At 63.1% G+C, this 22,446-nt stretch carries 23 protein-coding genes; 5 read left to right on the top strand and 18 right to left on the bottom strand.

Annotated features, from left to right (window positions below; translation table 11 throughout):
- Positions 1–90: 90 nt before the first annotated feature.
- Positions 91–1,017 (top strand): toxin-antitoxin system YwqK family antitoxin, encoded by a 927-nt coding sequence (locus ACYVHC_RS19975; RefSeq protein ID WP_187317287.1) that lies wholly within the window; start codon positions 91–93, stop codon positions 1,015–1,017.
- Between the two features lie 15 nt (positions 1,018–1,032).
- Here ACYVHC_RS19975 and ACYVHC_RS19970 read toward each other — a convergent pair whose 3' ends face one another.
- From ACYVHC_RS19970 to ACYVHC_RS19885, 18 genes are all read right to left on the bottom strand, one after another.
- The gene (locus ACYVHC_RS19970) at positions 1,033–3,468 is read right to left on the bottom strand and encodes a multicopper oxidase domain-containing protein (protein ID WP_187317286.1); all 2,436 of its coding nucleotides are present in this window, start codon (positions 3,466–3,468) and stop codon (positions 1,033–1,035) included.
- Between the two features lie 6 nt (positions 3,469–3,474).
- Positions 3,475–4,677 (bottom strand): DUF2231 domain-containing protein, encoded by a 1,203-nt coding sequence (locus ACYVHC_RS19965; protein WP_187317285.1) that lies wholly within the window; start codon positions 4,675–4,677, stop codon positions 3,475–3,477.
- Between the two features lie 318 nt (positions 4,678–4,995).
- Entirely contained in the window at positions 4,996–5,193 is a 198-nt protein-coding gene (locus ACYVHC_RS19960) for a hypothetical protein (RefSeq protein WP_187317284.1), read from the bottom strand.
- Positions 5,194–5,287: 94 nt separating this feature from the next.
- Positions 5,288–5,494 carry a heavy-metal-associated domain-containing protein gene (locus ACYVHC_RS19955; RefSeq protein WP_187317283.1) on the bottom strand — a complete coding sequence of 69 codons (207 nt, stop codon included), beginning with the start codon at positions 5,492–5,494 and terminating at the stop codon, positions 5,288–5,290.
- Between the two features lie 161 nt (positions 5,495–5,655).
- Positions 5,656–6,300, bottom strand: coding sequence for a hypothetical protein (locus tag ACYVHC_RS19950; RefSeq protein ID WP_222840656.1), 645 nt, complete (start codon positions 6,298–6,300; stop codon positions 5,656–5,658).
- Positions 6,301–6,460: 160 nt separating this feature from the next.
- Positions 6,461–6,796, bottom strand: coding sequence for a four-helix bundle copper-binding protein (locus tag ACYVHC_RS19945; RefSeq protein WP_187317282.1), 336 nt, complete (start codon positions 6,794–6,796; stop codon positions 6,461–6,463).
- Between the two features lie 86 nt (positions 6,797–6,882).
- Complete coding sequence (locus ACYVHC_RS19940; RefSeq protein WP_187317281.1) at positions 6,883–7,512, bottom strand: helix-turn-helix domain-containing protein; 630 nt, start codon at positions 7,510–7,512, stop codon at positions 6,883–6,885.
- Between the two features lie 12 nt (positions 7,513–7,524).
- On the bottom strand, positions 7,525–7,836 hold the full coding sequence (locus tag ACYVHC_RS19935; protein ID WP_187317280.1) for a DUF6122 family protein: 312 nt from the start codon (positions 7,834–7,836) through the stop codon (positions 7,525–7,527).
- Between the two features lie 3 nt (positions 7,837–7,839).
- On the bottom strand, positions 7,840–11,061 hold the full coding sequence (locus ACYVHC_RS19930; protein ID WP_460615518.1) for an efflux RND transporter permease subunit: 3,222 nt from the start codon (positions 11,059–11,061) through the stop codon (positions 7,840–7,842).
- A 103-nt stretch (positions 11,062–11,164) separates the two neighbouring features.
- Entirely contained in the window at positions 11,165–11,674 is a 510-nt protein-coding gene (locus ACYVHC_RS19925) for a YybH family protein (protein WP_187317278.1), read from the bottom strand.
- A 34-nt stretch (positions 11,675–11,708) separates the two neighbouring features.
- On the bottom strand, positions 11,709–12,854 hold the full coding sequence (locus ACYVHC_RS19920) for an efflux RND transporter periplasmic adaptor subunit (RefSeq protein ID WP_187317277.1): 1,146 nt from the start codon (positions 12,852–12,854) through the stop codon (positions 11,709–11,711).
- Positions 12,855–12,866: 12 nt separating this feature from the next.
- Positions 12,867–13,496 (bottom strand): hypothetical protein, encoded by a 630-nt coding sequence (locus tag ACYVHC_RS19915; RefSeq protein ID WP_187317276.1) that lies wholly within the window; start codon positions 13,494–13,496, stop codon positions 12,867–12,869.
- Between the two features lie 12 nt (positions 13,497–13,508).
- Complete coding sequence (locus ACYVHC_RS19910) at positions 13,509–14,756, bottom strand: TolC family protein (protein WP_187317275.1); 1,248 nt, start codon at positions 14,754–14,756, stop codon at positions 13,509–13,511.
- A 104-nt stretch (positions 14,757–14,860) separates the two neighbouring features.
- The gene (locus tag ACYVHC_RS19905; protein WP_187317343.1) at positions 14,861–15,418 is read right to left on the bottom strand and encodes a heavy metal-binding domain-containing protein; all 558 of its coding nucleotides are present in this window, start codon (positions 15,416–15,418) and stop codon (positions 14,861–14,863) included.
- Positions 15,419–15,506: 88 nt separating this feature from the next.
- The gene (locus ACYVHC_RS19900) at positions 15,507–16,235 is read right to left on the bottom strand and encodes a DUF305 domain-containing protein (RefSeq protein ID WP_187317274.1); all 729 of its coding nucleotides are present in this window, start codon (positions 16,233–16,235) and stop codon (positions 15,507–15,509) included.
- A 63-nt stretch (positions 16,236–16,298) separates the two neighbouring features.
- Complete coding sequence (locus tag ACYVHC_RS19895) at positions 16,299–17,246, bottom strand: heavy metal-binding domain-containing protein (protein ID WP_187317273.1); 948 nt, start codon at positions 17,244–17,246, stop codon at positions 16,299–16,301.
- Between the two features lie 68 nt (positions 17,247–17,314).
- Positions 17,315–17,446: a hypothetical protein gene (locus ACYVHC_RS19890; protein WP_261990102.1), complete on the bottom strand. Its 132-nt coding sequence runs from the start codon at positions 17,444–17,446 to the stop codon at positions 17,315–17,317.
- Positions 17,447–17,578: 132 nt separating this feature from the next.
- The gene (locus tag ACYVHC_RS19885; RefSeq protein WP_187317272.1) at positions 17,579–18,061 is read right to left on the bottom strand and encodes a hypothetical protein; all 483 of its coding nucleotides are present in this window, start codon (positions 18,059–18,061) and stop codon (positions 17,579–17,581) included.
- Positions 18,062–18,440: 379 nt separating this feature from the next.
- On the opposite strand from ACYVHC_RS19885, the gene ACYVHC_RS19880 reads away from it, so the two are divergent.
- From ACYVHC_RS19880 to ACYVHC_RS19865, 4 genes are all read left to right on the top strand, one after another.
- Positions 18,441–20,714 carry a heavy metal translocating P-type ATPase gene (locus tag ACYVHC_RS19880; RefSeq protein ID WP_187317271.1) on the top strand — a complete coding sequence of 758 codons (2,274 nt, stop codon included), beginning with the start codon at positions 18,441–18,443 and terminating at the stop codon, positions 20,712–20,714.
- Positions 20,715–20,717: 3 nt separating this feature from the next.
- Positions 20,718–21,095, top strand: a complete 378-nt coding sequence (locus tag ACYVHC_RS19875) for a cupredoxin domain-containing protein (RefSeq protein ID WP_187317270.1) — start codon at positions 20,718–20,720, stop codon at positions 21,093–21,095.
- 9 nt (positions 21,096–21,104) lie between these two features.
- On the top strand, positions 21,105–21,728 hold the full coding sequence (locus ACYVHC_RS19870) for a helix-turn-helix domain-containing protein (protein WP_187317269.1): 624 nt from the start codon (positions 21,105–21,107) through the stop codon (positions 21,726–21,728).
- Between the two features lie 99 nt (positions 21,729–21,827).
- A complete protein-coding gene (locus ACYVHC_RS19865; protein ID WP_460615517.1) occupies positions 21,828–22,442 on the top strand; it encodes a DUF305 domain-containing protein in 615 nt (204 codons plus the stop codon).
- The last annotated feature ends 4 nt before the right edge of the window (positions 22,443–22,446 follow it).

Genomic DNA, 22,446 nt, shown 5'->3' with positions numbered 1-22,446 from the left:
CATTTTATTGGGCGGCATTAATTAGTGTAAAAGCATCTAGTTAGTACTTTTACCGACCGCCCTTCCGCTTATTCTACTAGCAAAGTCTCTATGGCAAAACTTTACATTCTTCAATTTCTACTTCTGATTGTCAGCATTCCCACGCTCGCCCAGCGACCCAAGCCCGCCGCGGTTTCGCTGCCGCCCGCCGATACAGTCTACTTCGACCGGGACTGGGAACGCACCGAAACGTTGGAAGAAGTCAGCTACGCCCGCATTGCCCGGCACGACGACGCTGGCAAAACCATTGGCACGGTGCGGGACTACTTTTATCCGTCCTGGAAAAAGCAGTGGGAAGGCAAGATGGCCAGCGAATCCCCCGACAAGCCCACCGGACTGTGTTGCGGCTGGCACGAAAACGGCCAGGTTAGCTTTAAGGGCACGTACGTCAACGGCGTGCAGCAATCCGACTTTCGCAGCTGGCGCGACGATGGACGGGAAATCAAGTGCAAGTCGGTCATGCAGGAGGCGTTGCCGCTGAGTACCGCCTCCATTCACTGCAGCAACTGCATGCACATCAGCCGCAAGGTCTTCACCGTGGATATTCCCGAAGGCACGGTGGGCATCGTCTACAAGCTGGATGTGCGCGACGAAGGCCAGCCCCCGGTGTCGTGGTCCACGGCCCTGGCCCTGGCGGGCGTCGTCGGGACGGGCGGCATGTCCGCGCCCGCCTTACTGACTACGGCGGCTACGGCCCTCACGAAGCAGGGCAACAATGCGCCGCCCACCGTGAGCACCAAGTGCCACTGGTACATCACGCCCGACGAAGCGTCGGCGCAGCAGTTTCTGGACACGAAAGGTTACATCAAGGACGTGAAGAACTGCCTGCGCGTGGCGTCCAACACCCCCCAGGAAACCCTGCCCATCAGCCTGCCGCCCGGCATCCGCCGGCTCTACGTGTGCGTGAACAACGATAACTACACCACGGACGCCACGGCGACGTTGAGCGTGACGGCGCTGGTGCAAACCTGCAAGTAGGGAGCCGGCTGCCCGTTAATAGTGCAGGGTCAGGCCAGCGCCCCACTTGTAGTCGCTGTCGTAGTTGGTGCTCAGCGACACGTACTTGCTGACCATGTAGCGGAAGGCCACGTTGTATTCCCGGTCGGTGTTCACCAGCAGGTCGGCGAAGAAGTTGTTGCTCAGGGGCAGGTCCGTGCGCTCCAGCTGCAGGCGCACCTTGCCGTTGCTGTCCAGGCGCAGCTCCGAGCGCACGAGCAGCGGCAGCAGGTAGTACAGGCCCACGTCGAACACCCGCCGGTTGTTTTTGGTGTTCCGCTCCCCTTCCGCCAGCAGCGTGCGGTTGTTGCGGTAATCAAAGCCGACGAAGGCAGCGAGAAACTGCCGGTTGTCGAGGTAGCGCAGCAGGTGGGTTTCGGTTTCGAAGTTGCCCTGGTAGTTTACCCGGCCCTCGAATTCGAGCGCGTTGCGGTTGTTGGAGAGCGTGCTTTCCAGAAAAGCGCCCTGCGAGTGCGCCATCAGGTCGGCCCAGAGGTAGGGCCGGTTATCTTCCTTCTTTAGCTCCTTGTAGTCGGTGCGGGCGTACTGGTTCTGCGGGGTACCCTCGTAGCTCACGATGCGGGCCATGCCGGCCATCATGTGGTAGAGGATGTGGCAGTGGAAAAACCAGTCCTGCTCCTCGTTGGCGTCGAATTCGATGGTGACCTTGCCCATGGACTGAATGTCGAAGGTGTGCTTCATGGGCGAGTAGGCACCCTGGGCGTTGACGAGCCGGAAAAAGTGCCCGTGCAGGTGCAAGGGGTGGCGCATCATGGTGGTGTTGGTGAAGGTCATGCGCACGTTCTCTCCCTTGCGGATGGGAATCTTGTCGGCCTCGGACAGGGTCTTGTTGTCGAATGACCACACGTAGCGCAGCATGTTGCCGGTCAGGGTCAGGTTGATTTCCCGCCACTGCTTGGTCGAGTCGAGGGTGGTGGGATTAAGGGCCCGCAGCTGGTTGTAGTTGAAATCGCCCGCGCTGCCGCCCATGCCAGCCATCCCGCTCATGCCCCCCATGTCCATGCCCGCCATGCTGCCCATGTCCTGCATGCTGCCCATGCTCTTGCCGGCTTTCTCCTGGGCGTTCTGGGGGCGGTTCTGCGGCGAAGGCGCCGTGGCGGCGGGCGCGGCCCCGTGCTGCATGTCCATGCCCGGCATCGCCGAGCCTGCCGCCGGGCTGGCCGGCTTCTGCCCGTGGCTGCCCGACATGTCCATCCCTTTCATATTCATGCCTTTCATCTCCCCACTGCTCTGCTCTTTGGTCATGCCGGCGCCGCCCATGTCCATGCCGCTCATGCCCTCCATGCTGTTCATCTCGCGCATCATCTGGAAGTAGTTGATGCGGGGCAGGTCGGGCGCTTTCATCGGCTCGCCCGCCCCGATGTAGGTGGAGGTGTAGCCCGTAATGTCGTTGGCCGTGGCCCGGAATTCGGCCGCGCCCATGGCGGGCACGGTCACCAGCAGGTCGTAGGTTTCGGCCGTGGCTATTTCGAGCTTGGTAACCGGGAAGGGCTCCACGTTGATGCCGTCGGCGGCGATGACCTGCATGGGGCCGCCGGCGTACTGCAGGAAAAAGTACGACGAGGCGCTGCCGTTGATGACGCGCAGGCGCACCACTTCCCCGGGCTTGGCATCCTTGAAGTAGCCCTTTTCCTGCCCGTTAGTGAGGAATTTGTTGTAGTAGATGTCGGTCAGGTCCATGGCCGGCATGCGGCCCCACTCCTGCTTGAGCTTGTCTTTGAAGTAGCCGGCGGCCAGGGCCTCGCCGTAGCTCTGGGTGGCCCCCTTCTGCACCGCAAACCACTCGCCGGTGCGCTTGAGGTAGCGCAGCACTTCCTTGGATTTGTGGTCGGTCCAGTCGGAGAGCACCAGCACGTACTCCTTCATCTCGTAGGGTATGCGCTTGGGGTGAATGACGATGGAGCCGTACACCCCGTCCTGTTCCTGCAGCATGGTGTGGGAGTGGTACCAGTAGGTGCCGCTCTGAATCAGGGGAAACGTAAACGTGTGGGTGCCGCCGGGCTCGACCGGGGCCGTGTTGAGGTAGGGTACGCCGTCGTATTCGTTGGGCAGCAGGATGCCGTGCCAGTGGATGGAAGTTTCCATGTGCATCTGGTTGTGCACCCGAATTACGGCCGTGTCGCCCTCGTTGAAGGTGAGCGTGGGGGCCGGAATCTGGCCGTTAATGCCGATGGCGCGACGGGTACGGCCGGTGAAGTTGACCAGGCGCTCGTCGACGTATAAGTCGTATTCTACCCGCTTGCCTACGTAGCTCGTGCGGGGCGTCACGACTTTGCCTTGCAGCTCGGCGGCCGGGGGCGCGGACTGGGTCAGGTGGGGCTCGGTGCCCTTGCCCATGCGCATGCCCGGCATGCTCTGCGCCCAGGCGGGCAGGTTGGCCAGCAGCGCAGCCAGTAGAAAGAGTACTCGCATCGTCACTTAGTTATTGCTTTTGGGTTGGGTGCGCGCCGGGTTGTTGTCCTCGAAGCGGTACTTGTCCATCGGGCTGGGCATGGCCATGCCGGGCATGGTTCCGGCGCCTTTCATGTCCATGCCTTTCCCATCCTTGCTTTTCATGTCCATCCCCTTCATATCGCCCATTCCGGGCATGGACTCGCCCTTTTTCATGCCTGGCATTCCCGAAATGTCGTTCGGTTGTTGGCGAGTTGCGCCGGGCTTTTGACCGCCGGCGGGCTGCATTCCAGGCATGTTTTCCATGCCCTTCATCGGGCCCATATTGCCCGTGGCAGGCTGATTCCGGGACGTGTTTTTCGGGCGGGTGGGCCCCATGTCCATGCTCGGCATGTTGCCCATGTCCATTGGCGCGGGCTGCGCTTTGCGGCCGGGCGTTTGAGCAGAGGAGCGCGGCGTGCCCATGCCGGGCATGTCCATCCCCGGCATATCCGCCATGGTTTCCGGCCGGGCGGCCCTACGGGCCGGCTGCGATTGGCCGCCCCGCGGCTGGTTGGGCATATTCATGCCTTCCATCTGACCAATAGGTCGGCTGCGCTGGCCTGGCTGGGCGGGCTTGGGGTCCATGTTCATGCCCTCCATTCCGGCTTGGGCGTTGTCCGGCATCGTGGCCGATGGTTGGTGAGTACCGTCGGTCGTGCTGGGCTCCTCATTATGAGCATCCGCATCGGAAGTAGGCATGTCCATGCCGGGCATCTCTTCTTCCCCGCCGTGGCCGTGGCTTTTGTCGAGCAGGTTGCCCTTAGGCCCCACGCCCTCCACGTACACCAGCTGCGCGCCCCGGTGCCCGGCCACGGAAAGCGCGCCGGCCGCCGCCACCGCCGCCACCAGCACCAGCACCTCGTAGGCCCGGCGCTGCACCTTAAAGTAAAATCCGATGCCGGCCAGCAGCAGCGTGATGCCCGAGAGCCAGGTGGTGTAGCTGGCAAACTTTTCGTGGGATGCGAATACCGCCGCTGCCCGGGGTGACAAGCCCAGGGGCATGGCATGAAACACCGTGCTGGCCGCCACCGCCCCGGCGAAGCCCCCGGCCATTACGGCCAGCGCAATCCAGCGCACCTGGGGCCAGTCCTTGAATACCAGCAGGGCCTGCAATGCCGCGGCCAGCATAATAAGGACGATGGGTAGGTGCACCACCAGGGGGTGCAGATTGGGAAAATCTGAAAACATAGAGCCGAATTGAATAAGGCCGGTACACGGAAAAACCCCGGCTCACCGCAAGCAGCAGCGCCAGGGCAAATCCTAATGGGTAATGGAGAGGCCGCGCCAACCACTGGTCCTAGCCAAGTGGTCAATGCTTTCCCTGTTGGGTACCATACGGAGTCAAACCGCGACAATGTTTATACGCAAAGGGCCACCCAGTTGCATAATTTCAAGCACCACGGTAGCTGAGTAGGTGCCTCAGTCCTGGCTGCAGGCCGCTCAAGGGGTGCCTAAACAAAAACGCCCGGCCACAGGGCCAGGCGTTTTATAGCAGCATCGGGTAGCTTACTTAGCGGCGCAGCAGCTAGGAGCTCCCGCCGTGCAGGCCGGAGTGCCGGCCTGGGCACAGTTTTGCACCAGCGGGCAATCGGGGGTTCCCTTCAGTGGGCAGTCAGCCGCGGTGGCTGTGGGGCTGGTGAAGCCAAACAGGGCGCCGCCGGAGAGCAGCGCCGCGGCGCCGAACATCATCATCTTGCGTTTCATCGGTTCTACTGGTTAAGATGGGCCCGCCGGTACGGCCGCGGGGTCGTTCAAGAAGCCACGGTCCGTACGTCGTGGGTAGCACTCAAAAGAGAAGTTAGGCCTTGGTAGCCTTGAAGCCGGCATCCTCCACCAGGGCTAACACCTGCTCTTCGGTCACGTCGCCGGTCACGGTCAGCACTTTGTTGGGGTTGGCCGTGTCGACCTGCCAGGAAGTGATGCCCTTCTCGCCATTGAGGGTGGGCGTTACGGCTTTGATGCAGCCGCCGCAGTTAATGTTGGTGTTGAAATGGAGCGTTTTCATGGGAGTAAATGCGTGGCGCCCTAGGTGGGCGGGTTCGGGATTAAAACACCCAAAAGTAGCGGCACGTGCCCGGGAAGGGGTACAGAATTAGGCTTCAGGCTTGCATGATTTGTAGCTGCTATTCCACCGACAGCCCTCGTTGCAACGGCGCAGGCCGCGCTTTAATGGTGACCCATGCCCCCGTTTAACAGGTGTTTGCCTACGACAAAGAGCAGCAACAGTACCAGCCCGGCGACGAGCAAATAGCGGCCCCAAGGCATCGGCAGCGCAGTTGCGTGGCCCGCGGCCACAGCCTGGGCGTGAGCCTGCTGTTGCTGCCGCCACTTGCCAATGCGCCCCCAGGGCTTGTACACTGAAATGGCCGTAGCCGCCAGCAGGACCACCAGCGCGGCAGCTGCATCGGCCAGTAGCTGCAGGCGCAGCCTCCGCAGGTCGTTTGCCGAGAGGTTGGTTTTCGCGGCTACCTCGGCCAGGTAGGTAACGGGCTGCATGTGCAGCAGCAACAGCAGCGTGGCGCCCACCGTGAGCACCAGCTTGACCAAGACCCAGTAGTGCTTGAACAAGCCCCAGGGTGTGCCCAATGCCTGCACCACGCCGGTGGCCAATGAGCCCAGGCTGGAGGGCACGATGACAAACCAGCCGCTCAGCCCCATGGCCAGGTAAGCCGTGCGCACCAGCAGCGCGTCGGAACTGGTCAGGCCGGTGATGGCCAGGGCCAGAAACACGGCCACCGCACCCAGCCAGCCCACCGAAAAGGTGATGTGGGCGGTGAGCATGAATTTGCGCAGGGCGGGAGCCATCGTCATCAGCAGGGCGGTTGAGGGGGTAAACGACCCCGTAAAAGTAGGGGCGTCGCTCAGGACAGGCGTACAGAATTAGGCCGCGAAACAGCATAATTTCCCGCCGTTGCCCACGAAAAAGCCAGCCCGTACGTGACGGGCTGGCTTCACATGGTTTCCGGAATAATTAAGCGGCAATGCCCTGACGGCAGGCCTGCTCGCAGCGGCGGCACGCCTCAGCGCACTCGCGGCAGTGCTCGGAGTGAGCACCGTGCTTCTCGCACTCGTCGGCGCAGGCTTTGCAGATTTCAGCGCACTCGCGCAGCAGATGGGCGGCGTGCTCCGAGCCGCGGGCAGTGAAGCGGGCCGTGAGGGCGCAGATGTCGGCGCAGTCGCGGTCCAACAGCACGCAGCGGGCCATCATCTTCACGTTGTCTTCCTGCAGGCAGGCCGTGGCGCAATGCTCACAGGCGGCGATACAGGCATTGAGGGCGTCGAGCAGGCTTTGGTTTTGGGTATGCATGGGAAAGGGGTGTAGGTGAACGAACGAGGCAACCCAACCGGGTCGCTGCCTAAGTATACCTGCTCTGTGGCCTACGGTTTTACATATTACTCTCCTTCCCTTGCATGATTTGGGGCCGCCTCGCTGACTACTGGAATCATTTCGGCCCGCAGCAGGCGGCGATACGCGGAAGGCGAGCAGCGGGCCAAACGCCGGAACTGGCCGGAGAAATGTGCCAGGCTGGCATAGCCCAGGCGCCGGGCAATGAGGCCCACGCTCAGAGAAGAGGAAAGCAGCAGCTCCTGGGCATAGGCCAGGCGTTGACTAAGAATGTAGGCCGCCAGCGTCTTGTCGCCCACTAGGCGGGCAAAGGCGGCGCTGAGCTGCCCGTAGGTCAGGCCCAGCTCCCGGGCCACGGCCGCCCCAAAGGCCCGGTGCCGCAGGCTTTCGCCGGGCTCGCGCAGCAGGCGGTTCACGGCCACGGTCACGCGTTCCACCAAGGTCTGGTGGAAGGTTTCAAGCAGCGCAAACCGGGCCGCTTCCAGCGTGGCCCGCAGGCGGGGCCAGTCGAGCTCTTCGGCCGTGCCCGCTACCGTGGCCGCGCCCAGGCGCACGTCGAGTACCTGCAATCCGATTCCCTCCAGCTCCTGCCGCACTACCCGAATACCGCGCGCGCACACCATGTGCTTGATGTAAAGCACGGTGGTGGGCAAAGCAGAATCGGGGCTATTGGGCATTAGCAAGAAAGATTAAGGCAGGTAAATGCCGCGCTGCCAGCATTCGGTGTAGTCCAGCACCATGTGCAGCAGAAAGCCCACGGCCCAGATGCGCGTGCGGGCGGGCAGCAAGAGCAGCGCGTAGCCGCCGATGGCCCAGTAGGTGTGAAAGGTGTGGAAGTTGATGCTGCAGCGGTTCGGGTCATAGAAGGGCGTGGCCCATAAGTGGTCCAGGTCCAGCAGCAGGGCAGCGGCCAGCACCGCCCAAATCCGCCGCCAGTGGGGGCGGTGAAAGGCCAGGGCATACAGCCCCGGCACCGTGATGTGCAGAAAAGCGTGCAGCATCGCCTAGCGGATGGGCAGCACCGGATTCAAATCCGAGGGTGGGGTGAGCGGCTGCGCGTCAAGCTCCTGCGGGTGGTCATCCAAACCCGTTTCCTGGTGGGAGGCGAAGTATTGCGCCAGGGCCTTCTCCCCTACCAGCCAGAACACTACCGGCGTCACAATGATGTCGAGGAAGGTGGAGCTGAGCAGGCCACCGAGGATGACGGTGGCTACCGGGTAGAGGATTTCCTTGCCCGGCGCGTCCTTGGCCAGCGTGAGCGGCACCAGGGCCAGGGCCGCTACCAGGGCCGTCATCAGCACGGGCACCAGCCGCTCCAAGGAGCCGCGGATAATCATCGGGATGCCGAACTTCTCCCCTTCGTGCTCCACGAGGTGGATGTAGTGCGAAATCATCATGATGCCGTTGCGCGAGGCAATACCAGTGAGCGTGATGAAACCCACCAGTGAGGCAATGCTGAACGTGCCGCCGGTGAGCAGCACCGCCACCACCGAGCCGATGAGGGCCAGCGGAATGTTGAGCATAATCTGTCCCACCATGTAGCTGGACTTGAAGTGCGAGAACAGCACCAGGAAAATGCCGGCCAGCGAAAACAAGCTCAGCCAGAGAATCTTCTGCGAGGCCGACTGCTGGCTTTCGAACTGCCCGCCGTAGGTGAGGTAGTAGCCCGGCGGCAGCTTCACCTGCGAATTCACCTTAGCCTGAATTTCCTTGACCGTGGAGCCCAGGTCGCGCTCGGCCACGTTCAGCGAGATGGTAATCCGGCGTTGGGTGTTTTCGTGGTTGACGGTGTTCGGGCCCGGTTCGTAGACGATGTCGGCCACCTGGCTCACGGGAATCATGGCGCCGCTGGGCGTTTCGATGCGCGTCTGGCCGATGGCGGCAATGTCGTTGCGCTGGGCTTCGGGCAGCTTCACCACCAGGTCGAAGCGCTTCTGCCCGTCGAGCATCTGCGACACTACCGCCCCCTGAAACAGGGTTTCCAGGTCGCGTACCACTTCGCCGCGCGCCATGCCGTAGGCGCGCAGGGCGTCGTCCTTGGGCCGGATGAGCAGCTGGGGAATCTGCACCTGCTTTTCCACCTGCAGGTCCACCACGCCGGGCACCGTGCTGGCGGCAGTGCGCACCTCGTTGGCATAGCGGCGCAGCTCCAGCAAGTCGTTGCCGAACACCTTGATGGCCACCTGGGCCCGCACGCCCGAGAGCAGGTGGTCGAGGCGGTGGGAAATGGGCTGACCAATGTTCACGTTCACGCCGGTAATCAGGCTGAGCTTTTCGCGCATATCAGCCAGGATTTCGTCCCGGCTGCGCATGGTCTTGCCCTCCTTTTTCAGCTCCTCCTCGGTTTTGAAAGCCACTTCAATTTCCGAGTTGTTGACCGACTCGGCATGCTCGTCCAGCTCGGCCCGACCGGTGCGGCGGGCGGTGTAGGCCACCTCCGGTATCTTGAGCATCTGCGCTTCGCCCAGGCTACCCAGGCGGTTGGATTCCGTCAAGGAGGTGCCGGCGGGGGCCGAGAAGTTGACCGTCAATGACCCTTCATTGAAAGGTGGTAGGAACTCCGTGCCAAAGAAGGGAATCAGCGCCATAGCCGCCACGAACATCACCCCGGTCACCCCAAGTACGGCTTTAGGGTGCTTGAGCCCCCAGCCCAGCAGGCGGGTGTCCTTTTTCTTCAGCCAGCGCACCAATCCCCCATCCGTTTCGGGGTGGTCCATCTGCTTCATCTTGGGCAGCAGGTAGTAGCACAGTACCGGGGTCACGGTCAGCGAGACGAACAGCGAGGCCACAATGCTGGTGATGTAGGCAATGCCCAGCGGCGCGAAAATGCGGCCCTCCATGCCTTCCAGCGCAAACAGCGGCAGGAACACCAGCACCACGATGATGGTGGCGTACACAATGGAGTTGCGCACCTCGGAGCTGGCCGAGTAAATGACTTTCAGAACCGGCTGTGGGTTCGCCCTCTGCTTATTTTCGCGCAGGCGGCGGTACACATTTTCCACGTCCACAATGGCGTCGTCCACCAGCTCGCCGATGGCAATGGCCAGGCCGCCGAGCGTCATGGTGTTGATGCTAATGCCGGCAAAGCGAAACACCAGCGCCGTGACCAGCAAGGACAGCGGAATGGCCACCAGCGAGATGAACGTAGTGCGCACGTTCAGCAGAAAGGCAAACAGCACGATGACGACCAGAATGGCGCCGTCGCGCAGGGCTTCCTCCACGTTGGTAATCGAGGACTCGATAAACTCGGACTGCTTGAACAAGCGGGTATTGACCTGCACGTCCTTGGGCAGCGAGGGCTTCAGCTCGACCAGGGCTTTTTCTACCGCTTCGGTCAAACCCACGGTGGCCGCGCCCGGCTGCTTTTCGATACTCAGAATCACGGCCGGCTTGCCGTTCACGCTGCCGTCGCCGCGCTTGAAGCGGGCCCCGAATTCCACCTTAGCAATGTCTGCTACCCGGATAGGGGACTGCTCGCGGTAGCCGACGATGATATTTTCAATGTCGGCCACCGAGCGCAGCCGGCCTAGGTTGCGAATCAGCACTTCCGAGCCGTTGCGGTCGAAGAAGTTGCCAGTGGTGTTCAGGTTGGACTGGCGCAGGGCTTCTTCCACCTGGTTCACGGTCAAGCCGGTGGCGTTCAGGCGGGGCATATCCAGCAGCACTTGGTACTGCAGGTTGTCGCCGCCGATGGGAATGACCTGGGCCACGCCGGGGATGCTGAGCAGGCGCTGGCGTACGGTGTAGTTGGCCAGCGTGCGCAGGTCGGCCGCGTTCGTCTCCTTCCCACCCGACAGCCCGACCAGCATTATTTGCCCCATGACCGAGGAAATGGGGCCCAGCACCGGCGTAACGCCCTGGGGCAGTTGCTCGCCTGTGGTTTGCAGCTTCTCGCTAACTATCTGGCGGGCGGTGAAGATGTCGGTGCCGTAGTCGAACTCGACGAACACCATCCCGAGGCCAATGGCTGAGTTGGAGCGCACCGCCGACACGCCGGTGGCGCCGTTCAGGGCGGTTTCCACGGGCAGTGTCACCAGGGCTTCCACTTCTTCGGGGGCCATGCCGGGCGCTTCCAGAAACACCGTTACGCGGGGCCGGTCCAGGTCGGGCAGTACGTCCACGGGTAGTTGATTTGCGGTGTAGCTACCCGCAATGAGCAGTCCCACGGCAAAAGCCAGCATGAGCAGGCGGTTCTGCAGGGCAAAGCGAATTATCTTGTCTAGCATCGGTGGTTAGCGCAAAGAGGAAGAAGCGAGAGCGGCCGGGTGGGGCCCCTCTCCTCCCGGAATAGGCAGCGAACCGGGCAGTCGCCCAAGCCTGCCGAACAGCTTATTTTTTGACGCGGGGAGTGCGGGCCGAGGTATGAGTGCTCATGATTTGCCACTGACCGGCGGCGTTTTTGCGCAGCACGGACGTGGCCACCCCGCGGCGCACGATGGGCGCCTTGGCCTCTTTCTCCTTGGGGTCTTTCTTGAGGTTGATGGTGTAGGTGTAGGTTTCCGTCGCGAAGGCGTAGGGACCGTCTACCTGCACAGCGGCTTTGTAATCGCTGAAGGTGAAAGCACTGAACTCGCTCAGCTCCGGGGCCAGGTGGTGCTCGGCGTAGTGCCGGTAGGTGCCTTCCACCCCACCCGACTCGAACACCTGGGAGTTGGCCGTGAACAGGCGGGCGGTGCCCGTGGTATCGAGCTTTTGCACGGCCTGCTGGTACTTGGTCAGCACCGCTTTCACGGCGGCCTCGTCGGCGGAGCTGGCGGCCGGGGCCGTCTGAGCTTGCACGCTGGCAGTGGCAAGTGAAAGCGTGGCGGTCAGCACCACGGGAGCAAAGAGGTTTTTCATGGGGAAGGAGGAAGCAGTCACCGCGGAGCGGTACCTATTGATTGAGGTAAATGGATTTGAGCTGGTAGGTGCCGGTGGTCACCACCCGGTCGTTTTCGTTGACTTGGCCCTGCACCAGCACCGTTTGCTGGCCGTTGACGGCCCCGGGCTGCACGAAGCGAATCTTGAAGCGCTCGGGCTCGGTGTGCACGAACACCACGGGCTTGCCATTCAAATCGGTAATGGCCGAAGTGGGCACCACCAGCTGCGGGGTACCGCCGCCGGTCTGGCCCACCACCTGCACGTTCACGGCCTGACCGGCGCGGTAGGCGCTGCCTTCGGCGGCATCGAGCTCCAGCACCAGCTGTCGGGCCTGGTTCACCGGATTCACCACGTTCGAGAATACCACGAGACTGGCGGGTACACCGGACTGGCCCTGCAGGCCTTCGACCCGAAACCGGGCGCCGGGCGTGACCTTAGCCAAATCCTGGGCAAACACCTGAGCTTCCACCCGCAGCTTGCCGGGGTTGATGACGCGGAACAACTCGTCGCCCTGGTTGACTTGCTGGCCCACGGCCAGGTTAAACACGTCCACGGTACCACTCACCGGCGAGGTGATGGACACGCGGCGCTGGCCGGCCTGGCCGTTCTGGATGCTGGCGTTCTGGCGGGCCTGGCGCAGGCGCAGCTCGGCGGCCACCACGTCTTTGCGGGCGGCGATGTCGGCGATGCTTTGCAGGCGGGCGTAGTCCTGCTGGGCCGCTCTCAGCTCGGCCTGAGCGTTGGCCCGCTCGGTGCTGAGCCCGATTTGCTGGGTGGCGTCCAGGGTTTGCTCGATAACGGCCAGCGTCTGCCCGGCGCGCACCGTCTTACCAACCTGAGCAGCGAGACTCACGATGCGCCCCGTCTGGGGCACCACCACGCGGCCTTCGCCACCAGCCGCGGCCGATACCGTGCCGTAGAGCGTAGCCCGGCTGTAAGTAGTCGAGAAGGCAGCTAGGCTGGTGCGGACCTCGAACAGGAACTGGCTTTCCTTGGGCAGCAGCACCTCGTCGGTGGACGCTACGCCGGTGCTGGCCTTGGCCGTGCCGCCGTGGTCTTCGCCCCCGTGCGCCTGTACCAGGCCGGGGGGAGGGAGCAGTACCGTCAGTACCAGTCCCGCGGCGGCCGTGGCCGCCAGGAATTTATGCTTGGTTTTCATATCGGGGTAGCATTAAGGAAAGGGGGTGCGGCGGCTGGCCGTCAACGCCTGCTCCGAGGTTTGCAGCGCGGGCTCCGGGGGCTGGCGCCGGCGCCGCATGAGCAGGGCCGTGAGGCCGATGCCCAGCACAAAGGCGCCGACCAACGCCAGGATGGTTTTCCAGGACGAGAAAAGCGACGTGGCCGCGACGGGGGCGGCGGCCGCCACGGGCAGCTTCTCGCCGACCTTGATGCCTTCGAGCAGCAGCAGGTCGGCCGTCTCGCCGGCCACGACGTTGAGGGCGAAGCTGTAGGCCTTGTTGGCCGGAAACTGGCCTTCCACGAGGTACACGCCCGGCTCCTGCTCGGTCACCGCCCACTTCAGGTTGGCATCTTCCGGGGTGGTAAGCGTGAGCTTGGCGCCTTTGATGGGGGCGTTGGTGGCGTAGTCGGACAGGAACAGGCGCAAATCGGCGGGCTTACCCCCTTCCAGGGGCTCGTAGCGCAGCAGCGCCTCGAACTGCTCGGAGAGCGCGGCCACCGAAAACGACGTCGCGCCCGCGGCCGTGCCCGCTTTGGGTCCGTCGCCGTGGTCCTCGCCCCCGTGGGCGTAGGCTGTGCCGCACAGCAGCAGGCCCAGCAGCAAAATCAGGAGTTGTTTCATGATGGTTGACGGTTATTCGCCCCGCAGGTAGTTAAGCTCGACCAAAGCCTGGCGGTAGTCGCGGATGGTGGTCAGGTAGGTGTTCTGGATGGCAAAAGCCTGGTTCAAGCTCAAAATGAGCTGCAGGTAGCTCACTTCCCCGGCCCGGAACAGGCGCTGGGACTGGCTGATGATGGCCCGCGACTGCGGCAGGCCGGTTTGCTCGTAGTAGCCCAGCGAAGCGGAGAATTTGCGCGTATCGGCCAGGGCCTGCTGGTACTGGCTGCTGAGCTCCAGGCGCTGGGCCTGCAGCTGGTAGCTGGCCGCCTGAGAGCGGGCGGTAGCCGCCTGCAGCTGGGAGCGGTAGGTCCAGAACCAGATGGGCACGGACACGCCAAACTGGAAGCGGTACTTGATGGCGGAGTTCTCAAAGGCCTGGTTCTGATAGCCCACCGTTAACGCCGGGGTGCGCCGGGCACGTACCAAGCTGATGCCCGACTGGCTCAAGGCTACGTTCTGGGCCGCGGCCGCTAGCGTAGGACTGCGCACCAAGGCGCTGCTGTCTTCGGCAGGCAGACCCGCGAGTAGCGCGGTGCCCGTTTGGGCCAGCTCCGCGCCGGTGCGGCCCAGGTCAGTGCTGGTGGCCAGCGCTTCGTTGGGCCGCCCCAGCAATAAGCCCAGGCGGCGCTGGGCGGCCTGCCGGTCGGCGGTGGCTTGCTGCAGCTGCACGGTCACCTGCCGGGCTTCGGCGTCGGTGCTGATGCGCTGCAGCGAGGTGACTTCACCGGCCTTGAACAGGCGCTCGGTAGCCAGGCTCAATACCCGGAACAAGCTATCCTGGTAGGTGAGCTGCCGCACCTGCGCCTCCGCGAACTGGAGGCTTAAGTACGCCAGGCGGGTGTCGCGCAGCACGCTGGCCCGGCTCACGTCGCGGTTGCGCTCGGCCAGGGTAATGCCGGCCTGCGCCACCTTAGACTGCTGCCGGTAAACGTTGGGCAGGTCGATAGTCTGGACCACGCCCGGGGCCCACATCTCGCCCGTGGGGGCCGAGAACAAAAAGTCCGGGTTGGCGGGCGCAAACGAGCCCCGCTTGAGGGCACGCTGCTCCTCGATTTCCCGGTCCGACTGCCGCAGCCGCGGGTGCCGGCGCAGGGTCTGGGCTTCGGCGCTGTCCAGGCTCACGACCGTTTGCGCGCGCACCTCGTCCGGGCTCAGCCCGAGCAGCACCAGGGCCAGCACCAGCAGCCAACGCCCGCCATTTGTCATTTTCAGATACTTCATATAATCAGGTTAATGCCAGTCAGAGGGCCGCCCGCCGTTGCAGCAGCAGACGACCCAAGACGGAGAAGGGCCCGGACGCACTGCGTCCGAAAAACAGGCTCCGTCTATGCCTTTTTGACCAGGGCCATGCCGCACTTCGGGCAGCTGCCCGGCTTGTCGCTGGCCGAGCCTTCGCAGTTCATGGGGCAGGTGTAGGCAGCCGACACCGACTTGCCGGCTTTGACCGCCGTGTCCAGCTTGTCGAAGCGCACGTTCAGCGCCTGCTCGCCGTTTTTCAGGCTCACGATGGCGGTGCGGGCTTTGGCACCGGCGGGCAGCTTGGCCACCACGTAGTCGGTGCCGCCGGCCGTCAGTGGCACGGTCGTCGTCTTGTTGTCGGTGGTCTGTACCATCACCGAGCCCGTCAGGGTCTTGTTCGGCACGGCCGCCATCTTGTCGCCCAGCAGGTAGATGCGCAGCTCAGTGGGCTGCTGCACGAGCTCCATGTGGTAGGGCTTGGCCGAGCGCACCATGCCGCCGTGCGGCGAGGCGTGGGCGTGGGTTTCGCCGGGGGCGATGTGCTTGTCTGCGGCACCCGCGCCGTGGGCGTGCTGGGCCTGCGAGGCCAGGGGAGCGAGGGCGAAAAGCGCGGCAGCAACGAACGAAATCTTTACAATCTTCATGGGAAACGGGATAGCTGTTATGGTGGGGATGGGTGAGGATGGCAGCCGGTGGCACCCGCCACGCGGCGGCGCCACCGGCTGCCGGGAATTACATCTTGTCGGTGTTCTGGTCGTGCCAGGCCTTGAAATCAGCGATTTCCTTCTCCTGGGCGGTAATCATCATCTGGGCCATCTCCTTGAGCTTGGTGTCCTTGCCGTGCGCCAGCTCGGCTTTGGCCATGTCCACGGCGCTTTGGTGGTGCACCGTCATGAGCATGTTGAAGTTCATGTCCGGGTTAGCCACGGGCTTGGGCATGTTCTGCATCATGCCGTCCATCGAGGCCTTCATCTTGCTGGTGAAGGGGTCGGCGGGGTCGTTGGGCTTGTAGTTGGTGGGGGCGCTGTCGAGGCGGGTGGCCACGGCTTCGAGCTCGGTGATTTCCTTGAGCTGGTCAGCTTTGATTTTCTCGGCCATCTGGCGCATGGTGGCGTCCTTGCCGTCGCGCAGCTCAATGTCGGCCATGGCCACGGCGCCCTTGTGGTGCTCTAGCATGTGGTGTGCAAAGTCGTGGTCAGTATTGCCCTTGGGCTTGCTGGCCTCCATCTTCTGCATCATCTCATTCATCGAGGCCATCAGGGGGGAGTCTCCGCCCGCGGCGGCGCTGCCCGCGGCCCCGGCCGAGTGGTCCATACCGGCCATATCACCGGAGGCGACGCCTTCGGTGGTGGTCGTTTCGGTGGTCGTGGCCGTTGAATCGGCAGCTTTGTCGTTGCTGCAGCTGGCCACCAGCAGGGAGCCCGAGCAGAGGGCGGCGAGGAAAAAAGCGGACTTTTTCATGGGTTTGGTTGGGGTAAGTGGAAAAATGAAGTGGGAAAGCAGGGATGGGGCCAAGCCCGCACGCTAGGCCTTCACGTTGACGGTGAAGTCGCCGGTGTGAATCTTGCCCGCGTGGTTGAACTGCAGGAAGACGCGGTAGAGGCCGGGCTTTTCGAAATTGGTGTTGAAGCCGATGTTGGGGCCCTTGTCGGCCTGGTCGTTGGGGTGCACGTGCAGGTACTGCTCGGTGTCTTCGCTGATGACCACCACGTGGCCCAGCGCGCCGAGGTAGTTAGCCAGGTCGGTTACCGGCTGGCCATCCTTGCTGATGTTGATTTTCATGCCCAGCAGCTGGCCCACCTTCAAATCCTTATCAAAGGCAAGCGTGGCCTTGTAGCCGTCCTTTTCCCACTGCATGTCGTCATTTTTAAACCTGACCGGGGCATAGGCCGCGCCCTTTACCGTGAGGGGCTGGCGCCCCAGCTGGTGGCCCGCGCCGGTGGGCGTATAGTCCTGAAACAGCACGTACTCGCCGCCCTTGGGGAAGGTGTACTGCACCTTGTAGTCGCCGTCGGCGGTGTATTCGGGGTGCTCGTGGTAGAACTGGCCGAGGTCTTTGCTGACGATGATGAGGTGAATCTTCTTCTCGTGCACCACGTCCAGCGGCACAGGGGCTGAGCCCTTGCCCGTTTCCACGGGGGTGAAGGCCAGGGTGGTGGGCTGCCCGGCCGTCACCTGCGTGGGCGTGGGCACGAGCTTCATCTCGTAGGTTTTGCCGTTGGCCACCTTGTCGTTGTGCTCCAGGTTCATGCCGCACTTGGGGCACTTTTCGCCCTCCTTGGTGCTGGTCACCTCGGGGTGCATGGGGCAGGCGTAGGTGTGCCCGCCGCCGTGCTCGGCGGTGCCTTCGGCCGGGCCGTTGGTGGGCGTGGTGACGGTGTCGGTGGTTTTGCTGGACTCCGATTCGGACGAGCAGCTGGTGACGGTAAGGATGCTGGCCAAGGCCAGCAGGGAAAGCGGTATGCGGTACATAAAAAGGGAATAGGGTTGAACAGGTAAGGGCGCTGGAATCAGCTGGCCCGGGGGCTCTCGGCGCGGCGTTAGGCCTGCCACTGCTGCCAGAGCACGAAGCCCAGCACGGCGGCGACCACGGCGTAGAGCAGGTAGGAAAGCAGGCGGCGAACCGGTCCTTTGCGAGCGGGGGCGCCGGCTTCTTCGCAACAACTCTTCATTGTTGGGCGGGGTAAAACCAGGAAGATGAGGGAGGGGGGCGCAACCGGGCGCCGGGCGGACACGACAACGCAAAGGCCCGCCCCGGACATAGCAGCGCTATGCCAGGGCGAGCCTTGGGCACGTCAAATCAATCAGACCGTCAGGGACTGAATAAAGATTCGGATGTCGGGTATTTTGGGGGGCAGGTGCTCGCGGAGCACCAGAACGACCGAGTGCGTGCGGTCCCACTCGCCGGCCGCGGGCCGGAAAAAGAAGTCACTGCTGGCCGGCAGCAGGGCCGGCGCGGACGCCAGCAGCTGCTTTTCGCTAGGCGTGGCGAGCGACTTAAGAATAGCGGCCGAGTTGTCCTTGCAGCAGTCATCCTGGCCCGCAGGCTTGGAGTTGTGCTTGGCATGGTCATGCTTGGCCTTTGTGGGCTGCTGCTGGGCCGGGCCTTTGCCGTGACCGTGGCAGCCGGGATGCGAAGGCTTCTGCGGCGGGGTGACCTTAGCCAGCGGGGCCGCTTGCACCGGGTTCAGGGTTGCGCAGTAGCACTGGCCCACGAACACGTTGACGAAGACGAGCAGGAAGCTCGTCGCCAGCAAACGGCGGAAAGGGAACAGGCTACGGAACATGAGAGGCGCTAAGCAACCGCAAAAGTAGACTTCTCCACGAAAAGGCGGTACCGCCTATTTACCCCATTTCTAAATAAAGAGTTTCCGGGCCGTCCCGGCGGGTGGCCGCTTAACCTGAAAAAAAGGGCCGCAAAGGGCCACCAGGGTGTTTTAAGTGGCGATTAGCCGAAACGGTCCCATTCGGCCAGCGCAAAATTATGCAAGCCTGCGGCCGGATTATGTAAATCCATTACCGGCCCGCCACGTGCAAATTATGCAAGTTTCAAGTGAGATTCCGTACCAACCCCGCCGCGGGAGCGCCGTTCCTTTGTACTGTGCTTTCTAACCCGGACAACAGCGCGTTGCCCGGCCCACTGCAGCACCACAGCTGCTTATTTCTATGGAACCAACTACCAAAACCGAAACCCTGGACATCGAAGGCATGACCTGCGCCTCTTGCGCGTCCTTCGTCGAGAAGTCCCTTTCCCGCACGCCCGGCGTGCAGCGGGCCATGGTGAACTTCGCCACCGAAAAAGCCACCATCGACTACCTGCCGACGCAGGCCTCTCCAGCAACTTTAAAAGAGGCCGTGGTCAAGGCCGGCTACGGCGTCACCGAGCGGGCCCCCGATACGTCAGCCGCGGACCGGCAAGCGGAAATCGACCAACAAAAGGCTCTAGCCTATGTCAAGCTCAAGCGTCGTTTCTGGGTAGCCACGGTGCTGGCCATCGTCATCATGCCCTTGAGCATGCTCATGCTCTGGCCCGCCATGATGGCCCGCGTCAACATGCAGTGGTTGAATTATGGGCTGCTGGTGCTGACGCTGCCGGTGCTGTTTTACAGCGGGCGCGAATTTTTCACCTCGGCCTGGAACGGCTTTAAGCACCGGGCCGCCAACATGGACACGCTCATTGCCGTGGGCACCGGCGCGGCGTTTCTCTACAGCCTCGCGGCTACGGTGGTGCCGGGCTGGTTTATGCGCCGGGGCATCATGCCCGAAGTGTATTACGACACCACGGCCACCATCATTGCCCTGATTTTGCTGGGCAAGGTGCTGGAGCTACGCGCCAAAACCCAGACCTCCGCCGCCATCAAGGCCTTGATGGGTTTGCAGGCGAAGACGGCCCGGGTGGTGCGCCCCGACGGCCAGGAAGTGGACGTACCCATCGAGCAGGTGCAGCTCAATGACCTCATCATAGTGCGTCCCGGTGAGAAGGTGGCTACTGATGGAATCATCGAGGAAGGCCAGTCGGCCGTGGACGAGGCCATGCTCACGGGCGAGAGCCTGCCGGTGGAGAAGAAAACCGGCGACCCGGTGTTTGGCGCTACTTTGAATAAAACCGGTTCTTTTCGCTTCCGGGTGACAAAAGTGGGGGCCGACACCATGCTCGCGCAGATTGTGAAGCTGGTGGAGGACGCCCAAGGCAGCCGGGCTCCGATTCAGCGGCTGGCCGACAAGGTCAGCGCCATCTTCGTGCCCACGGTGGTGGTCATTGCCATCCTGACGTTCGTGTTGTGGTTTGATTTGGCGCCCGTGGAGGCCCGCCTGCCGCTGGCCCTGGTCAACTTCGTGGCCGTGCTCATCATTGCCTGTCCCTGCGCGCTGGGGCTGGCCACGCCCACGGCCATCATGGTCAGCACCGGCAAGGGCGCCGAGCACGGCGTGCTCATCCGCAACGCCGAGGCGCTGGAAAAGGCCCACCAGGTAAACACCGTGCTGCTCGACAAAACCGGCACCATCACCCGCGGTGAGCCAGCCGTGACGGACTTCGTGCCCGCCGAGGGACAGGATGCGGGCCAGCTGCTGCAGGTTGTGGCGGCCGTGGAACGGCAGAGCGAGCACCCACTGGCCGAAGCCGTGGTGCGCTACGCCGATGCCCAGCAGGCCATGGCGATTTCCGCCACCGGTTTTCAGGCCATCGAAGGCAAGGGGGCGCAGGCGTCCGTGAATGGGCAGGCAGTGCTCATCGGCAACTTCCGCCTGCTCGATGAGGCCGGCATCACCCTTTCTGCCGCCGTGCGCCGGCAGGCCGACGAGCTGCTAGGCCAGGCCAAGACCGTGCTGTACGTCGCTGTCAATAAGCAGGCCGTGGGCCTCATCGGCGTAGCTGATACCGTGCGCGACACCTCCGCCGCGGCCATTAAACGGCTGCAGGCCATGGGCCTGGAGGTCGTGATGATGACCGGTGACAACCCCCAGACGGCGGCGCAGGTGGCCGGGCAAGTGGGCATCAAGCGCTACTTCGCCGAGGTGCTGCCCAGCGGCAAAGCGGGTAAGGTGAAAGAGCTGCAGGCCGAGGGCCGCATCGTGGCCATGGTGGGCGACGGCATCAACGACGCGCCGGCCCTGGCCCAGGCCGACATTGGCCTGGCCATGGGCGGCGGCACCGACGTGGCTATGGAAGCGGCCGGCATCACGCTCATGCGCTCGGATTTGCAAGGCGTGGTCACGGCCATTGAGCTCTCGCGCCAAACCATTCGCACCATCAAGCAGAACCTGTTTTTTGCCTTCATCTACAACACGCTGGGCATCCCCATCGCGGCCGGACTTCTGTACCCCTTCTTCGGGCTACTGCTGTCGCCCATGCTCGCGGCCGGGGCCATGGCCCTGAGCTCGGTGTCGGTGCTTACCAACTCGCTGCGCCTGCGCAGCTTCTCCCCCGCTAAAAACTAAGTTATGGACAGCTCTGAAATCATCGTGACCTTGACGGGGCTGGCCTTGTCGGCCTTCGTCATCTGGTACTTCTTCTTTTCCGCCCGCCAGACGGCTGCGGCCGTTTCCACGTCAAGCGGCGTACAGGAAGTGGACATCACCGTCAAGGGGGGCTACTCGCCCGACGTGATTGAGGTGGAACGGGGCAAGCCCGTGCAGCTGAGCTTCTACCGGGACGAGGAAAACTCTTGCTCGGAGGAATTGCTGATGCCTGACTTCAGCATCCGCCGCGACCTGCCGGCTTTCAAGACCACGCTGGTGGAGCTGCTGCCCCAGCAGGCCGGTACCTTTACGTTCACCTGCGGCATGGGCATGCTGCGCGGTAGCTTAGTCGTAAAATAGATGCCGCTCATGAACTCCCAACTCCGCTCCGGCTTCACCCTGCCTGCCCCCGGCACCCACCGGCTGCTGATTAAAAACATGGTGTGCCCCCAGTGCATCCGGGTGGTGACGGAAGACCTAACCGCCCTGGGCCTGAAGGTGCACCGCGTGGTGCTGGGCGAAGCCGACGTGAGCACCGCCGACGGCCAGGAGCCGGACCTGGAGCCCGTGCGAACTAGCCTGCAGGCGGCGGGCTTTGCCCTGCTCGAAGACCTCCGGGCCCAGCTCGTGGAGCAGATTAAGACCCTGCTGGTGACGCTCATTCATTATCCCGAGCCCGGCCCGCGCCTGCTGACCTACTCGGATTACCTGGTCCAGCATTTGGGGCGCGACTATCACTACCTGTCGCACCTGTTTTCGTCGGAGGAAGGCCTGACCATCGAGAAGTTCATCATCCGCCAGAAGGTGGAGCGGGCCAAGGAGCTCATCGGCTACGGCGAGTTGAGCATTGCCCAGGTGGCCGGGCAGCTGGGCTATAGCTCCCCGGCCCACCTCTCGCGGCAGTTCGGGCAGGTCACGGGCCTGACGCCCTCGGAATTTCAGCGGCTTGGGCCTGCCAGCCACGCCCGACGCAGCCTGGACTCGCTGCTGTAGCCTCCGAAATTATGCAAGGAAAAAGGCCAACGGTGTAAAAACCGGGCGTGTAGGCGGGGCGTTTATAATGCTCACCATCAGACCCCACCGACCGTGCGCATGAACCGCTTATTCCGTTTGCCTATTTTGTCCCTGCTTGTGCTTGTTTCCCTGTTTTCGGCCTGCAAAATGGACCACGACATGGACGACATGAAGCACGACACTCCGCTGATGAAAATCATGATGGACATGATGACGCAGATGGACGCGCAGGCCAAGACCCAGGACCCCGACCACGACTTTGCCGCCCAGATGGTGCTGCACCACGACGCGGCCATCAGGATGAGTGAGGAAGAGCTTCGCGCGGGCAGCAACCAGGAGATGAAAACCATCGCCCAGGACGTCATTACCAAGCAACGCGCCGAAATCACGCAATTCAACACGTTCCTGGGTGGGCACCAGCCCATGCAGCCGCTGGTGCCGCAGTTCAACCAAATCCAGAAAACCAACATGGACCGCATGATGGCCGCGAGCAACGCCCGCACCATGACCATGCGCACCGACGTGGACTACGCAGCAATGATGATAGACCACCACCAGGCGGCCATCGACAACTCGGAGGCGCTGCTCCAGCACGGCCGCAACGCCACAATGCGCCAGCTAGCGCAGGCCATCATCACCGACCAGCGCCAGGAGATTGCCACGCTGCAAAACTGGCTGACGCGCAACCGGTAACAAT

The sequence above is a fragment of the Hymenobacter seoulensis genome (assembly GCF_054780535.1).
This window is presented reverse-complemented; position numbering and strand designations above follow the sequence as displayed.

Bases quoted from the DNA above. Each gene is read 5' to 3' on its own strand.
- ACYVHC_RS19960 (WP_187317284.1), bottom strand. From the start codon at position 5,193: ATGAAACGCAAGATGATGATGTTCGGCGCCGCGGCGCTGCTCTCCGGC.
- ACYVHC_RS19875 (WP_187317270.1), top strand. From the start codon at position 20,718: ATGGACAGCTCTGAAATCATCGTGACCTTGACGGGGCTGGCCTTGTCG.
- ACYVHC_RS19895 (WP_187317273.1), bottom strand. From the start codon at position 17,246: ATGTACCGCATACCGCTTTCCCTGCTGGCCTTGGCCAGCATCCTTACC.
- ACYVHC_RS19920 (WP_187317277.1), bottom strand. From the start codon at position 12,854: ATGAAAACCAAGCATAAATTCCTGGCGGCCACGGCCGCCGCGGGACTG.
- ACYVHC_RS19945 (WP_187317282.1), bottom strand. From the start codon at position 6,796: ATGCATACCCAAAACCAAAGCCTGCTCGACGCCCTCAATGCCTGTATC.
- ACYVHC_RS19880 (WP_187317271.1), top strand. From the start codon at position 18,441: ATGGAACCAACTACCAAAACCGAAACCCTGGACATCGAAGGCATGACC.
- ACYVHC_RS19865 (WP_460615517.1), top strand. From the start codon at position 21,828: ATGAACCGCTTATTCCGTTTGCCTATTTTGTCCCTGCTTGTGCTTGTT.
- ACYVHC_RS19900 (WP_187317274.1), bottom strand. From the start codon at position 16,235: ATGAAAAAGTCCGCTTTTTTCCTCGCCGCCCTCTGCTCGGGCTCCCTG.
- ACYVHC_RS19885 (WP_187317272.1), bottom strand. From the start codon at position 18,061: ATGTTCCGTAGCCTGTTCCCTTTCCGCCGTTTGCTGGCGACGAGCTTC.
- ACYVHC_RS19925 (WP_187317278.1), bottom strand. From the start codon at position 11,674: ATGAAAAACCTCTTTGCTCCCGTGGTGCTGACCGCCACGCTTTCACTT.
- ACYVHC_RS19975 (WP_187317287.1), top strand. From the start codon at position 91: ATGGCAAAACTTTACATTCTTCAATTTCTACTTCTGATTGTCAGCATT.
- ACYVHC_RS19940 (WP_187317281.1), bottom strand. From the start codon at position 7,512: ATGCCCAATAGCCCCGATTCTGCTTTGCCCACCACCGTGCTTTACATC.
- ACYVHC_RS19950 (WP_222840656.1), bottom strand. From the start codon at position 6,300: ATGACGATGGCTCCCGCCCTGCGCAAATTCATGCTCACCGCCCACATC.
- ACYVHC_RS19890 (WP_261990102.1), bottom strand. From the start codon at position 17,446: ATGAAGAGTTGTTGCGAAGAAGCCGGCGCCCCCGCTCGCAAAGGACCG.
- ACYVHC_RS19955 (WP_187317283.1), bottom strand. From the start codon at position 5,494: ATGAAAACGCTCCATTTCAACACCAACATTAACTGCGGCGGCTGCATC.
- ACYVHC_RS19965 (WP_187317285.1), bottom strand. From the start codon at position 4,677: ATGTTTTCAGATTTTCCCAATCTGCACCCCCTGGTGGTGCACCTACCC.
- ACYVHC_RS19905 (WP_187317343.1), bottom strand. From the start codon at position 15,418: ATGAAGATTGTAAAGATTTCGTTCGTTGCTGCCGCGCTTTTCGCCCTC.
- ACYVHC_RS19870 (WP_187317269.1), top strand. From the start codon at position 21,105: ATGAACTCCCAACTCCGCTCCGGCTTCACCCTGCCTGCCCCCGGCACC.
- ACYVHC_RS19930 (WP_460615518.1), bottom strand. From the start codon at position 11,061: ATGCTAGACAAGATAATTCGCTTTGCCCTGCAGAACCGCCTGCTCATG.
- ACYVHC_RS19970 (WP_187317286.1), bottom strand. From the start codon at position 3,468: ATGCGAGTACTCTTTCTACTGGCTGCGCTGCTGGCCAACCTGCCCGCC.
- ACYVHC_RS19935 (WP_187317280.1), bottom strand. From the start codon at position 7,836: ATGCTGCACGCTTTTCTGCACATCACGGTGCCGGGGCTGTATGCCCTG.
- ACYVHC_RS19915 (WP_187317276.1), bottom strand. From the start codon at position 13,496: ATGAAACAACTCCTGATTTTGCTGCTGGGCCTGCTGCTGTGCGGCACA.
- ACYVHC_RS19910 (WP_187317275.1), bottom strand. From the start codon at position 14,756: ATGAAGTATCTGAAAATGACAAATGGCGGGCGTTGGCTGCTGGTGCTG.